Annotated in this window: 15 protein-coding genes; 9 read left to right on the top strand and 6 right to left on the bottom strand. The window is 53.6% G+C overall.

Features of this window, described 5'->3' with window-relative positions; genetic code table 11:
* Positions 1-237 precede the first annotated feature (237 nt).
* Positions 238-321: a small membrane protein YohP gene (gene yohP / locus K8W53_RS23960; protein WP_000698460.1), complete on the top strand. Its 84-nt coding sequence runs from the start codon at positions 238-240 to the stop codon at positions 319-321.
* A 57-nt stretch (positions 322-378) separates the two neighbouring features.
* Here yohP and dusC read toward each other — a convergent pair whose 3' ends face one another.
* From dusC to K8W53_RS08205, 6 genes are all read right to left on the bottom strand, one after another.
* Positions 379-1,317, bottom strand: coding sequence for a tRNA dihydrouridine(16) synthase DusC (gene dusC / locus K8W53_RS08230; protein WP_023201579.1), 939 nt, complete (start codon positions 1,315-1,317; stop codon positions 379-381).
* A 108-nt stretch (positions 1,318-1,425) separates the two neighbouring features.
* Positions 1,426-2,619, bottom strand: a complete 1,194-nt coding sequence (locus tag K8W53_RS08225) for a 3-hydroxybenzoate 6-monooxygenase (RefSeq protein ID WP_023224572.1) — start codon at positions 2,617-2,619, stop codon at positions 1,426-1,428.
* A 14-nt stretch (positions 2,620-2,633) separates the two neighbouring features.
* Entirely contained in the window at positions 2,634-3,278 is a 645-nt protein-coding gene (gene maiA / locus K8W53_RS08220) for a maleylacetoacetate isomerase (RefSeq protein WP_000781195.1), read from the bottom strand.
* An 8-nt stretch (positions 3,279-3,286) separates the two neighbouring features.
* Positions 3,287-3,988: a fumarylacetoacetate hydrolase family protein gene (locus K8W53_RS08215; protein ID WP_000170626.1), complete on the bottom strand. Its 702-nt coding sequence runs from the start codon at positions 3,986-3,988 to the stop codon at positions 3,287-3,289.
* Positions 3,989-4,003: 15 nt separating this feature from the next.
* Positions 4,004-5,041, bottom strand: coding sequence for a gentisate 1,2-dioxygenase (gene gtdA, locus K8W53_RS08210; protein WP_001289853.1), 1,038 nt, complete (start codon positions 5,039-5,041; stop codon positions 4,004-4,006).
* A gap of 11 nt (positions 5,042-5,052) precedes the next feature.
* Complete coding sequence (locus K8W53_RS08205) at positions 5,053-6,411, bottom strand: MFS transporter (protein ID WP_023223813.1); 1,359 nt, start codon at positions 6,409-6,411, stop codon at positions 5,053-5,055.
* 125 nt (positions 6,412-6,536) lie between these two features.
* On the opposite strand from K8W53_RS08205, the gene K8W53_RS08200 reads away from it, so the two are divergent.
* From K8W53_RS08200 to preA, 8 genes are all read left to right on the top strand, one after another.
* Complete coding sequence (locus tag K8W53_RS08200; protein WP_000024658.1) at positions 6,537-7,445, top strand: LysR substrate-binding domain-containing protein; 909 nt, start codon at positions 6,537-6,539, stop codon at positions 7,443-7,445.
* A 131-nt stretch (positions 7,446-7,576) separates the two neighbouring features.
* Positions 7,577-7,975: a CidA/LrgA family protein gene (locus K8W53_RS08195; protein ID WP_000045719.1), complete on the top strand. Its 399-nt coding sequence runs from the start codon at positions 7,577-7,579 to the stop codon at positions 7,973-7,975.
* The gene (locus tag K8W53_RS08190) at positions 7,972-8,667 is read left to right on the top strand and encodes a CidB/LrgB family autolysis modulator (protein ID WP_023195580.1); all 696 of its coding nucleotides are present in this window, start codon (positions 7,972-7,974) and stop codon (positions 8,665-8,667) included. Before K8W53_RS08195 ends, K8W53_RS08190 begins: the two co-directional genes overlap by 4 nt.
* Positions 8,668-8,820: 153 nt before the next feature.
* Positions 8,821-9,705: a cytidine deaminase gene (gene cdd / locus K8W53_RS08185; protein ID WP_000553526.1), complete on the top strand. Its 885-nt coding sequence runs from the start codon at positions 8,821-8,823 to the stop codon at positions 9,703-9,705.
* Positions 9,706-9,881: 176 nt separating this feature from the next.
* Positions 9,882-10,601 carry an outer membrane permeability protein SanA gene (gene sanA, locus K8W53_RS08180; RefSeq protein WP_000920081.1) on the top strand — a complete coding sequence of 240 codons (720 nt, stop codon included), beginning with the start codon at positions 9,882-9,884 and terminating at the stop codon, positions 10,599-10,601.
* On the top strand, positions 10,598-10,843 hold the full coding sequence (locus K8W53_RS08175; protein WP_000605187.1) for a DUF2542 family protein: 246 nt from the start codon (positions 10,598-10,600) through the stop codon (positions 10,841-10,843). Before sanA ends, K8W53_RS08175 begins: the two co-directional genes overlap by 4 nt.
* Before the next feature lie 204 nt (positions 10,844-11,047).
* On the top strand, positions 11,048-12,289 hold the full coding sequence (locus tag K8W53_RS08170) for an NAD(P)-dependent oxidoreductase (RefSeq protein ID WP_001136405.1): 1,242 nt from the start codon (positions 11,048-11,050) through the stop codon (positions 12,287-12,289).
* Complete coding sequence (preA, locus tag K8W53_RS08165) at positions 12,283-13,518, top strand: NAD-dependent dihydropyrimidine dehydrogenase subunit PreA (protein ID WP_000956095.1); 1,236 nt, start codon at positions 12,283-12,285, stop codon at positions 13,516-13,518. The genes K8W53_RS08170 and preA overlap by 7 nt, the downstream gene beginning before the upstream one ends.
* Positions 13,519-13,577 lie beyond the last annotated feature (59 nt).

The following is a 13,577-nucleotide window of genomic DNA, read 5'->3' as shown; positions in this document are numbered from 1 at the left end:
ATCAGACAACAAAAGACATATTTTGAAATTTATATGATTAGCAAATAATTTCATCTGATACATTTTTTGATGTAATGATTCAATGTAAAGTCCCATTAACCCGTTAATAAATGAACGATTTTGCTGCAATACGCGCCAGCAGCCTTCATGAGTTAAACGTCGCCGCGCCCAACAAAGCAGCAGATGGCTTAATACTTTCCTATACTTTGTTTGTATTTACCAATAAAGGGACAAACAATGAAAATTCTTCTATGGGCAATCTTAATTATTTTTCTGATTGGGCTGTTGGTGGTAACGGGCGTGTTTAAGATGATTTTCTGATTCCTGCGCCGGGCAGCGATAGTATCTGTCCGGCACACGTTCTGGACGCTGTAGAGATTAGATTTTAATAGCCTGAATCGCCCGCGCAATCTCGGACGAACGGTTTAACGCCCGAATCGACTGAAAGAGTTCCGTCGCCTCAATATATTCCTTACGTAAATATCCCAACCACTGTTTAATACGCGCGACATGGTATAAACCGGTATCGCCCTGCTTTTCCAGTCGGGTATATTTTTGTAATAACGTTACCACTTCCGGCCACGGCATACGCGGTTCGTTATACTTCACCACCCGGCTCAGGTTAGGAATATTTAACGCCCCACGGCCAATCATCACCGCATCGCAGCCGCTGGCCGCCATACATGCCTGCGCGCTCTGCCAGTCCCAGATTTCGCCATTCGCGATAACCGGAATAGTCAGACGCTGGCGTATTTCGCCGATCGCCTGCCAGTCGATATGCTCGGCGCGGTAGCCCTGCGCTTTGGTACGGCCATGCACCACCAGTTCACTGGCGCCGGCCTGCTGCACCGCATCGGCGATTTCAAATTTTCTATCGCCGCTATCCCAGCCGAGACGCACTTTTACCGTCACCGGCAGATGCGACGGTACCGCGGCCCGCATCGCTTTCGCGCCCTGATAGATGAGTTCGGGATCTTTGAGCAATGTCGCGCCGCCGCCGCTGCCGTTCACCACTTTTGACGGACAGCCGCAGTTCAGGTCCACGCCATACGATCCCAACGCCGTCGCCCGCGCGGCGTTTTCCGCCAGCCACTGCGGGTGCTGGCCCAGAAGCTGAATACGCACCGGCGTGCCGGACGGCGTGCGGCTGGCGTGATGCAACTCCGGGCAGATGCGATGAAACACTTTTACCGGCAGCAGCTGATCCACCACGCGCACAAATTCGGTGATGCAGAGATCGTAATCATTCACTTCGGTCAGCAGCTCGCGCACTAACGCGTCGAGCACGCCTTCCATCGGCGCCAGTAAAACACGCATATCGGTATCCACAGCAAAAAAAGAGGCGCTATCATAACGCCTCTCTGCGATGAGCAAAACTTTTTGCCGGGTGGCGGCGCAAACGCCACGCTACGTCACGTAAAGCGCTCAACGCGGCTCAAGACAGTTATCTTCTTTCCAGCCGTACAGCCATTCGATACCGCGATAAAACGCCTCCTGCGATTTTCCTTTCCACAACAGATTACGTACCTGACGCTCCACCCCGGCGGCGTGATAGAGACGCCCCATCTCGCGGGTAGACCAGACGATACGCGCCGTGCGGGGAATACGCACCGACTCATACAGCGCAAATGCCTGCTGCGCGTCGCCGTCGCAGCGTTCCAGCGCTTTGCCCAGCGTGACGGCGTCTTCCAGCGCCATACAGGCCCCCTGGGCCATATATTGCGCCACCGGATGCGCGGCGTCGCCCACCAGAGTGATACGCTCGGTTCCCCATTTCGCGACCGGCTCGCGATCGGCGGTCGACCAGCGGCGCCAGGAGGTCGGCTTATCCAACATCTGACGCGGGCGGGGATGAATACCGGCAAAATAAGAGAGCACCTCTTCTTTACTGCCGTCTTTCACGCCCCACTCTTCTTGCTGGCGGCTGTGGAATGTCACCACCAGATTGTACTGTTGGCCTCCACGGAGCGGATAATGGACCAGGTGACAATGCGGGCCTGCCCACAGCACCGGTGCGTTAATACGTAAATCGTCCGGCATATCGTCGCAATCAATCACCGCCCGATAAACTACATGCCCCGTTACGCGCGGCGCATCGCCGAGTAAACTTTGCCGCACGACCGATTTAACGCCGTCGCAGCCCACGAGAATATCCGCCGTCCAGCTATTTCCCTGCTCATCAAACACCGTAACGTCATCCGGCGTCTGGCGGATATCGACAATATGGGTCGAGGTACGATACTCCACGCCAGGGTGCGTCAGCGCCGCTTCCCATACCGTTGCATGAATATCTACCCGGTGAATTACCGCATACGGCCCGCCAAAATGGTCGCGGAACGCCTGTCCGGTTTCAATGCATACCACTTCTTCGGCATTCACGGCATCCATCATGGTAATGTGATCGGTAAACACCGCACGCTGGCGGGCAACATCGCCCCCCCCGAGACTATCCAGCGCCGAAAAAGCGTTCGGCCCAAGCTGAATACCCGCGCCAATCTCGCCAATTTCGTGCGCTTTTTCCAGCAGCATGACTTTTATTCCCTGGCGCGCCAGCGACAGCGCGGTCGCCGCGCCGCCGATTCCGCCACCTACAATAATTGCGCTTGTCACGTGAGTCATGGTCATTCTCCTTTTCAGGCCGGGATTTTATCTTGTTGATTTTCCGGCGCGGCGGCAATAAACGCCGGTAGCTGTACGCAGGCGTCATAAACGGCTTTACAGCGCGGATAGCCTGATAAATCGCAGCCCATCCTGAGCGCATTCGCCCACTGCGGAATCAGGCAGCAGTCCGCAAGGCCTGGCGCGTCGCCCACGCAGAATCGTCCGGACTGACTTTTACGCAATAGCTGCTCTACCGCGCTTAACCCTTGCTGTATCCAGTGGGCGTACCAGCGTTTTTTATCCTCTTCGCTAACCTTCAGCTCATCGGTCAGGTAGCGCAACACGCGCATGTTATTGATTGGGTGTATATCGCAGGCGATAGCGTAGACAATTTCCAGCGCCTGGCTGCGCGCCGGGTCGCTCGTCGGCAGCAGCGGCGTTTGCGGAAAATGTCGGTCCAGCCAGTCGACGATGGCCAGTGATTGCCCCAACGATTCGCCGTCATCAGTGACCAGCGTCGGCACCAGGCCTACCGGATTCATCCGTCGGTAGGCCAGCTCATTCTGCTGGCCGATACGAATATTGACGCCCACCGTCTGGTAATCAATCCCCTTTAACGCCAGCGCAATACGTACACGATAAGACGCCGAACTATTAAAGAAACTGTACAGCTTCATCGTTCACCTCAGACAATTTTCACAGCAATCGGCGTCAGACCTTCTACGTTCCCGGTGATAACATCCCCTTTCACCACTGCGCCCACCCCCTCTGGCGTACCGGTGAAAATCAAATCACCTGGCTGCAATTCAAAAAAGCCGGACAAATAGCTGATGGTTTCATTCACCGACCAAATCAGGTGACGAATATCGCTGCGTTGATGGTCTTCGCCGTTAACCTGTAGCCAAATAGGGGCGTTATCCACATTATGCGTTTCAGCGGCTTTGTGTAATGGCGCAATGGGCGCGGAGAGATCGAACGCTTTGCCGATTTCCCACGGGCGTCCCATCTGACGCATTTCCATCTGACGATCGCGACGCGTCATGTCCAGACCGGTGGCGTATCCCCAGACATATTCATGGGCTTTTTCGAGCGGAATATCGCTCCCCTTTTTACCAATCGCCACCACCAGCTCAATTTCATAATGGTAGTTATCGGTCTGCGCCGGATACGGCAGTTCCAGGGTATCCCCCTCCGCTACCGGGACGACAGCGTCCGCTGGTTTACAAAAGAAGAACGGCGGTTCGCGATCGGGATCAAAGCCCATTTCACGGGCATGGGCGGCATAGTTGCGACCCACGCAGTAAACGCGACGTACCGGAAACTGCTCATCGCTGCCCGCCACGGGTACTGTCACCGGGGCCTGCGGCTGGAATACATATTTGGTCATGTTCTCTCTCCCTAATTAATAACGTGCTTCGCGGAACAGCCCCAGGGCTTCCTGAACCGGCTTGTCCGAAAAGCTGAATAACACCGTGTCTTCGCTGCTGCGAAACGACACCTCATGCCAGGTCGGCGCCACAAAAATGTCTTTTGCGGAAAAATGAAAAGTTTCGTTGCCGATAGTGACCAGTCCTGCCCCTTCAACGACGTGGTAGATAGTGCTGTCGGTGCTCCGCGCCACACGCGAGGCAAAGCCTTTTGGCAGCAGTTGCAGGAACGCGCCCATCGACGGCATCGGATAACCGCCGGTGACGGGATTAACGTAACGCAGCTTGTAACCTTCCCACTCATCCGGATCGCCCATACGGGTCAGATCGTGCAGCGCCTCGCGGCTGCGGTCGTAACGGTAGTTGAAAATCGGCGACGAGTTCCCGCGCTGGTGGCGCAGCGGCAGCATATTCGCTGCATAGCGCGGCAGATAATCGCCCTCTTTTCGCGTCACCGGCTGCTGATCTTCGGGATAGTCTTCCGCAAAACCACAGCCCAGGAGATTGACTAACGGCAGATCCAGACCATCCAGCCATACCACCGGCTCTGATCCCGGATTACCATGATCGTGCCAGCGCCACTGCGGCGTCAGGATAAAATCGCCGGTATGCATTGGCGTGCGCTCGCCGTCCACCGCGGTAAATGCGCCTTTACCTTCGACGATAAAACGCAGCGCCGACTGGTTATGGCGATGACTCGGCGCGACTTCGCCGGGCAGGATCAGCTGTAAACCAGCGTATAAGGTCGCCGTGATCGACGACTGACCGCGCAATGCCGGATTTTCCAGCACCAGCACCCGGCGGATCGCCTCTTTCGCGCCAATGACATTGCCGCTTTCCATCAGTAGCGGACGAATTTCCTGATAATTCCAGTAGGCCGGCGCGCAGTTGGCGTTTGGCGTCTGCGGTACCAGGTGATGTAACGATTCCCACAGCGGCGTCAGATTCTGCCCGGAAATATGCTGGTAATACTGCTGACGGCTATCTTTTACGTTCTGATTTATTTCAGACATGGAGATTCTCCTTATTCGTTTACGACGCTGGCACGCGGCAGGTCGTCAGGTACAGAAATCGAAAGGCGGACAACCACCGTCAGCAGGGTAAGCATTACCGCGCTGATAGCCGCCGGAATAGCAATGACAAAAAACAACGTATCGAAAGAGAAATTGAGGGCCATCATCATGCCGCCGGAGAGCGAACCGACAATCGCCCCGCAGCGTCCAATGGCGTTCGACCAGCTCACGCCCGTCGCCCGGCTTTGGGTGGGGTACAGCGTCGCCGTCAGAGCATTAAGCCCGACCTGGGAACCGCTAATACCGATGCCGGTACCAAAAATCGCCAGCGCCATCAGCCAAAGGCCGTTTTCGCTCAGGCCTATCATGACAATGCAAACCGCGCCCAGCGCATAGCTCACCGCCAGTACCCGGAACGGGTTAAGCCGGTCCATCAACACGCCGAGTAACAGCGCGCCAAGCGTGCCGCCAACCTGGAATGCGGCAGTCACCCACGACGCCTGTTGCAGATCAATACCGCGATGGTTAAGTAACGTCGGCATCCAGCTGGAAAGCAGATAGATAATGAGCAGGCTCATAAAGAACACCACCCATAACATCAGGGTAATGACAAGCTGTCGCCCGGCAAAAAGCTGGCGAATACTGCCTTTGGCGACGGCTGCCGCCTCATGCAGAAAGAATTGCGTATCGTGATAGCGCTCGCCGGTAATGGCGCTGACCGTCCGGGCGACAACGGCTTGCGGTAGTTGGCGACGTACCTGCCAGCGGGGAGATTCCGGCAGCGCGAACAGCAGGCCGAAAAACAGCATCAAAGGCAAGATGCCGCCTAGCGCCAGAATTCCGTGCCAGCCAATCAGCGGCACCAGTTGCGCGCTCACAATCCCGCCCATCGCCGACCCCAGGGTAAAACCGCAGAACATCAGCGTGACCAGCGCTCCGCGTCGACGAGCGGGAAGGTATTCCGACGTCATGGTGATGGTATTCGGCATCGCTCCGCCCAGTCCCAGACCGGTTAAGAAGCGCAGCAACACCAGGGTTTCTATATCCGGCGAGAAAGCGGAAAGCAGGCTCAATGCGCCGAATAGCGCCACGCAAAGCTCAATGACCCGCTTGCGGCCAAAACGATCCGCCAGCGGCCCGCATAGCAGCGCGCCGGCCGTAAGCCCCAGCAGCCCTGCGCCAAACAGCGGCGCAAGTTCGCTGGCGCTTAGCTGCCAGTGAGTACGAATATCCGGGGCGATGAAGCCAATCGCGGCGGTGTCGAAACCGTCGAGCATAACCACCAGAAAACAGCAGATGATAACGCGCCACTGCATTTTGCCGACGGGCGCGGCATCAATAAGGGCTTGTAGATCACGTCGTTGAGTCATAGCTAATGCCTCAGTGCAGGGAGATAGATGTTGTTTTTATGTTTGCTATGTTACGAGTTTGTAGAGTGAGCGATAAAATGTACAATGGCTTTTCAGGCAGAGACATAACCTGGAGGTTATAGCGAATGGCGAACTGGGCGCAGAAATTGAAATTACATCACCTGCAAACGCTGGTTGCGCTGGGCGAACAGGGCAACCTGACGCACGTCGCCCGGATGATGAATATCTCCCAGCCGGCGCTATCGAAGTGGTTATCTCAACTCGAAGATGAGATAGGCATCACGCTTTTTGAGCGCCACAGTAAAGGGCTACGGCCCTCGGAAGGCGGTAAATTACTGCTCCAGCACGCCCAGCGCCTAATTAACGATCTGGAGCGTTCACAGTATGAAATCGCCCGTTTCAAGCAGGGCGGCCTGGTTGGCAGCCTGAAGATCGGCTGTTCGCCCGTGGCGACTGACTGCGTATCACAGGCGATTCTGAGCCTGCTTAACGAAATGCCGACGCTGCATCTGAATATTGAAGAAAAGGTAATGACGCCGCTGCTGCACGATTTGCTTGCCGGTCAGGTGGATGTGGTGGTAGGGCGTGTCGGCGGCCGCGCCCTGCAACTGCCGCTTAATTATCAGGTACTTTATACCGAGCCGGTCTGCTTTGTGGCGCGTCCGCACCATCCGCTGGCCGCGCGAGCGCAGATCGCCTGGAGCGATCTGGCGCACTGGCGATGGATAGTCTGGCCAACCGGCACTCCTATTCGCATCAGTATTGATAACGCCCTCGTCGATAACGGCGTCATGCTCCCGGAAAATACCATTGAATCGGCGTCAATGAACGTCAGCACCAATTTGCTGCAAAGCAGCGATATGATCTCTATTCTTTCTTTACGGCTGGCGCAACGCTATGCCAGCCAGGGGCAACTGGCGATTTTAAACTTGCCAAAAATTGAGCAAAAAGGCAGCGTAGGGATGTTCTGGCGTAAGAATGAGACGCCGTCTTTGGCCCTGAGTCGCTTTTTGTATTTTTTAGCCCAGGTTTAACGCCGCCGACCAGGGGCATTGCCCGATGTTCCTGCTGTCTATACCCACTATGCTAAGAATTCATGATGTGATCGGTAGCACGTTTTAACGTTTAATTGTATGATGAATCCATCTCATCAAGGGCTTTAAACATGAGTAAGTCACTGAATATTATCTGGCAATATATACGCGCTTTTGTATTGATTTATGCCTGTTTGTACGCAGGCATTTTTCTTGCATCACTGCTTCCTATCACTATTCCCGGCAGCATTATTGGGATGTTAATTCTGTTTGTGTTGCTGGCGCTGCAAATTCTGCCGGCAAAGTGGGTTAACCCCGGCTGCTATGTGCTGATTCGTTATATGGCGTTGCTGTTTGTGCCGATTGGCGTTGGGGTCATGCAATATTTTGATTTACTGCGCGCGCAATTCGGCCCGGTGGTGGTCTCTTGCGCTATCAGTACGCTGGTCGTTTTTGTGGTCGTAAGCTGGAGTTCACATCTGATACACGGTGAACGTAAAGTGGTTGGGCAGAAGGGAACGAAAAAATGATGACATATATCTGGTGGTCGTTACCGCTGACGCTGGTGGTATTTTTCGCCGCCCGCAGACTGGCGGCGCATTTTAAAATGCCGTTGCTGAATCCGCTGCTGGTGGCAATGGTAGTCATTATTCCTTTTCTGTTGCTGACCGGTATTCCCTACGAGCACTACTTCAAAGGCAGCGAAGTACTTAACGATCTGCTGCAACCGGCGGTGGTAGCGCTGGCCTATCCCCTTTATGAACAGTTGCACCAGATTCGCGCGCGTTGGAAATCCATTATTAGCATCTGTTTTGTCGGCAGTCTGGTAGCGATGATTACCGGGACATCCGTTGCCTTGCTGATGGGCGCAACGCCTGAAATCGCGGCATCGGTACTGCCTAAATCCGTGACTACGCCTATCGCGATGGCGGTGGGCGGCAGCATCGGCGGCATCCCCGCGATCAGCGCGGTATGCGTAATTTTTGTCGGTATTCTGGGCGCGGTGTTTGGCCACACGCTGTTAAACGCGATGCACATCCGTACTAAGGCCGCACGCGGGCTGGCAATGGGGACCGCCTCACATGCGCTCGGTACTGCGCGCTGCGCCGAGCTGGATTACCAGGAAGGCGCGTTTAGCTCCCTGGCGCTGGTGATCTGCGGCATTATTACCTCGCTGGTAGCGCCCTTTTTGTTTCCGCTCATTCTGGCGGTAATGCGCTAACGACGGGACAAAAGACCGGGTTAAAATTTGCGATACGTCGCGCATTTTTCATTTAAGTTTCACAAGTTGCACAAGCAATGAGATTTAGATCACATATTAAGACATAGCAGGCCCGTAAACTACGGTTCCATTACATTGTTATGAGGCAACGCCATGCATCCACGTTTTCAAACTGCTTTTGCCCAGCTTGCGGATAATTTGCAATCAGCGCTGGCCCCTATCCTGGCGGACCACCATTTTCCCGCCATGCTGACCGCAGAGCAGGTCTCGACGCTTAAAAATACGGCGGGACTGGACGAAGACGCGCTGGCTTTCGCACTGTTACCTCTGGCGGCGGCCTGCGCCCGTACCGATTTGTCCCATTTTAACGTCGGCGCGATTGCGCGCGGCGTTAGCGGCAACTGGTATTTCGGCGCGAATATGGAGTTCCTGGGCGCCACCATGCAACAAACTGTGCATGCTGAACAAAGCGCGATTAGCCACGCCTGGCTACGCGGCGAAAAAGGGCTCGCCGCCGTCACCGTTAACTACACCCCTTGCGGCCACTGTCGCCAGTTTATGAACGAGCTGAACAGCGGTCTGGATCTGCGCATTCATCTGCCGGGCCGCGCGCCGCATACGTTACGCGATTATCTGCCTGACGCTTTCGGGCCAAAAGATCTGGAGATCAAAACGCTGCTGATGGACGAGCAGGATCATGGCTTTACGTTAACGGGCGATACGCTAACGCAAGCGGCGATTACGGCAGCCAATAAGAGCCATATGCCTTATAGCCACTCACCGAGCGGCGTGGCGCTGGAATGTAAAGATGGCCGTATTTTCACCGGCAGCTATGCGGAAAACGCCGCCTTTAACCCTACGCTTCCCCCGCTGCAAGGCGCGCTAAACCTGCTGAGTCTCAATGGCTATGACTATGCGGATATTCAGCGCGCGATTCTGGCGGAAAAAGGCGATGCGGCATTAATTCAATGGGATGCCACCGCCGCAACGCTGAAAGCGTTAGGTTGCCATAATATTGACCGCGTGCTTCTCGGCTAAGCAAATGTGCCGGATAGCGACGCACTGGCGTCTTATCCGGCCTGACTCTCCTCTCCCGCGACTCGATACAAGGGAAATCATGCTGAAAATCTCCGCAATCAGACGGCGGTTTCTTGCGCTACGTCTTCGGGTACAGTAGCCTGATCGTACTTTCATCCTGGTATCGAGTTTCCTGCATGTTAAAGCGCGTGTTTTACAGCCTGTTGGTCCTGGTAGGCTTGCTGCTGTTGACGGTGCTTGGCCTCGATCGGTGGATGAGCTGGAAAACAGCGCCCTATATCTATGACGAGCTACAGGATCTTCCCTACCGCCAGGTTGGCGTCGTGTTAGGGACAGCCAAATACTATCGTAAGGGTGTCATTAATCAGTACTATCGTTACCGTATTCAGGGCGCGTTAAACGCTTACAATAGCGGTAAAGTCAATTACCTGCTGCTCAGCGGCGACAATGCCCTGCAAAGCTATAACGAACCGATGACCATGCGCAAAGACCTTATCGCGGCGGGCGTCGATCCTGCGGACATTGTGCTTGATTACGCTGGCTTCCGTACGCTTGACTCCATTGTGCGTACCCGCAAAGTGTTTGATACCAACGACTTTATTATCATCACTCAGCGCTTCCACTGCGAACGCGCCTTGTTTATTGCGTTGCATATGGGCATTCAGGCGCAGTGTTACGCGGTACCTTCACCCAAAAATATGCTGACAGTGCGCCTGCGCGAATTTGGCGCCCGCTTTAGCGCGCTGGCGGATCTCTATATTTTTAAACGCGAACCGCGTTTTTTAGGCCCGCTGGTACCTATTCCCACGCAGCATCAGGTGCCGAATGACGCCCAGGGGTATCCGGCCGTTACGCCGGAACAATTGCTTGAACTGGAAAAGAAAAAAGGGAAATGATCATGGATGTACAGACGATATTTGTCATATTAGCCTTTCTGCTACTCCCGCTTTTTTGCTTCCGTGAGGCCTGGAAAGGCTGGCGAACCGGCGCGGTAGATAAAGTTGTCAAAAATGCGCGAAAACCGGTTTATGTTTATCGCCATGCCGATCCCGTACAATATTGGTCTTATCTTTTTCTTTATACCGGTTGCGGTTTTTTATTTACTGGAATGATTATTTATCTTCTTTTTTATCGTTAATCTATTTATTATCCCTTTAAAATTGAGAATAGTTATTATTATGATATAAGGAACAAATGCTGTTTTGCATTCTGGTTTCATTTTTTTGTGAATTCTTTCACAGAATACCCTTCTTTCAATGCTTAGGCTGGCGGTAGATTTTAGATCATTAAAACGCGTTATTTGCGTTTCGCCTTAATTTATTCAAGCATTAAGGAAGATTATATGCCGCAACAAAATTATCTGGATGAACTCACGCCTGGTTTTACGCCATTACTGGCAATAAAAGAGGCTTCACGTTGTTTATTATGTCACGATGCGCCCTGTAGTCAGGCTTGCCCGGCGCAAACCGATCCGGGGAAATTTATTCGTTCTATTTACTTTCGCAATTTTAAAGGCGCAGCGGAAACTATCCGGGAAAATAACGCGCTTGGCGCTGTCTGCGCCAGAGTCTGTCCGACGGAAAAATTATGCCAGCGCGGATGTACACGTTCCGGAATAGATAAACCTATTGATATTGCACGCCTGCAACGTTTTATTACCGATTTTGAACAGCAGACTGCCATGCAGATTTATCAGCCCGGGAGTAAAACACGCGGGAAAGTCGCGATTATTGGCGCGGGTCCGGCAGGTTTGCAGGCAAGCGTGACGCTCACGCATTTAGGCTATGACGTCACCATTTACGAAAAACAGCCGCAGCCCGGCGGATGGCTGCGTCACGGCATCCCGGCATTTCGTCTGCCGCAAAGCGTACTCGATCAGGAAATTGCCCGCATTGTAGAAATGGGCGTCAATATTAAATGTAATTGTGAGGTGGGCGGGTCGCTATCGCTTGCGCAACTCAAAGCCGAATATCGCGCCGTGCTGATGACCGTCGGGATGTCCTGTGGCTCTGATTTACCGTTATTTGAGCAAGCCAGTCACGTAGAGATTGCCGTTGATTTTTTACAGCGCGCCCGTCAGGCCGACGGCGATATTAGCGTTCCGCGTAGCGCATTAATTATTGGCGGCGGCGACGTAGCGATGGATGTCGCCAGTACGTTAAAAATTCTCGGCTGTCCTTCCGTCACCTGCGTGGCGCGGGAAGAATTAGCCGAATTCCCCGCCAGCGAAAAAGAATTTACCAGCACGCAGGCATTAGGCGTATCGATTATTGATGGTTTTACGCCTGTCGCCGTCAGCGGAAATAAAGTGACCTTCCACCATGTACGCCACTCAGGAGAACTGACGCTGGAAGCGGAAAATATTATTTTGGCCGTGGGGCAGCACGCGCGACTGGATACCTTTGCGGAGATAAAAGCGCAGCATAATATTATCGACACGCACAATTATCAAACCGACGACCCGGCGATCTTTGCCGCTGGCGATATTGTTAAAGGTGATAAGACCGTCGTTTATGCGGTAAAAACCGGAAAAGAAGCCGCTCAGGCTATTCATCATTATTTAGAGGAGGCCTGCTCATGTTAACAAAAGATTTGTCTGTTACCTTTTGCGGCGTTAAGTTTCCCAATCCGTTTTGTCTTTCTTCTTCTCCGGTAGGCAACTGTTATGAGATGTGCGCCAAAGCCTATGATACCGGCTGGGGCGGGATCGTTTTTAAAACCATTGGTTTTTTTATTGCCAACGAAGTCTCTCCACGTTTTGACCACCTGACGAAAGAAGATACCGGTTTTATTGGTTTCAAAAACATGGAGCAAATTGCTGAGCATCCGCTGGAAGAGAATCTGGCCGCCATTCGACGGCTAAAACAGGATTATCCGGATAAGGTGCTGATTGCTTCCATCATGGGGGAAAATGAGCAGCAGTGGCAGGAACTGGCGCGTCTGGTTGAAGAAGCCGGCGCGGATATGATTGAGTGTAACTTCTCTTGCCCGCAGATGACCTCGCACGCCATGGGAAGCGATGTAGGGCAAAGCCCGGAGCTGGTTGAAAAATACTGCCGCGCCGTAAAACGCGGTTCATCTTTGCCAATGCTGGCGAAAATGACGCCGAATATTGGCGATATGTGTGAAGTCGCGCTGGCCGCCAAACGCGGCGGAGCCGACGGTATCGCCACCATCAACACCGTGAAGTCCATTACTAACATCGACCTGAACCGCAAAATCGGGATGCCGGTGGTTAACGGTAAATCCAGTATCTCCGGTTATTCAGGAAAAGCGGTGAAACCCATTGCGCTGCGTTTTATCCAGCAGTTGCGAATGCACCCTGAACTGCGCGATTTCCCGATTAGCGGTATCGGCGGCATTGAAACCTGGGAAGACGCTGCCGAATTTCTGCTGCTGGGCGCGGCGACCCTACAGGTGACGACAGGCATTATGCAATACGGTTACCGCATTGTAGAAGATATGGCGAGCGGCCTCAGCCACTATCTGGCCGATCAGGGATTTGCCTCATTACAGGAGATGATCGGGCTGGCGAATGGCAATATTATCCCGGCGGAAGATCTGGATCGCAGCTATATCGTCTATCCGCGGATTAATCAGGAGAAATGCGTCGGCTGCGGACGTTGCTATATCTCCTGCTATGACGGCGGCCATCAGGCGATGGAGTGGGATGAACACAGCCGCACGCCGCATTGCAATACGGAAAAATGCGTCGGTTGTCTGCTGTGCGGTCATGTCTGCCCGGTCGCCTGTATTGATTTAGGCGAGGTCAAATTTAAAAAAGGCGAAAAAGAGCACGCGTTAACGCTGTAGCTCGCGGTATGAAGCCCGGCGCGCAGTTTCGCTGCGCCGGGTTATCTGATAAGCAAAGT

It is taken from the genome of Salmonella sp. A29-2, from assembly GCF_020150755.1.
Lineage (GTDB): Bacteria > Pseudomonadota > Gammaproteobacteria > Enterobacterales > Enterobacteriaceae > Salmonella > Salmonella enterica.
Note: the sequence above shows the minus strand (reverse complement) of the source record. Positions and strands in the feature narration are given on the sequence as shown.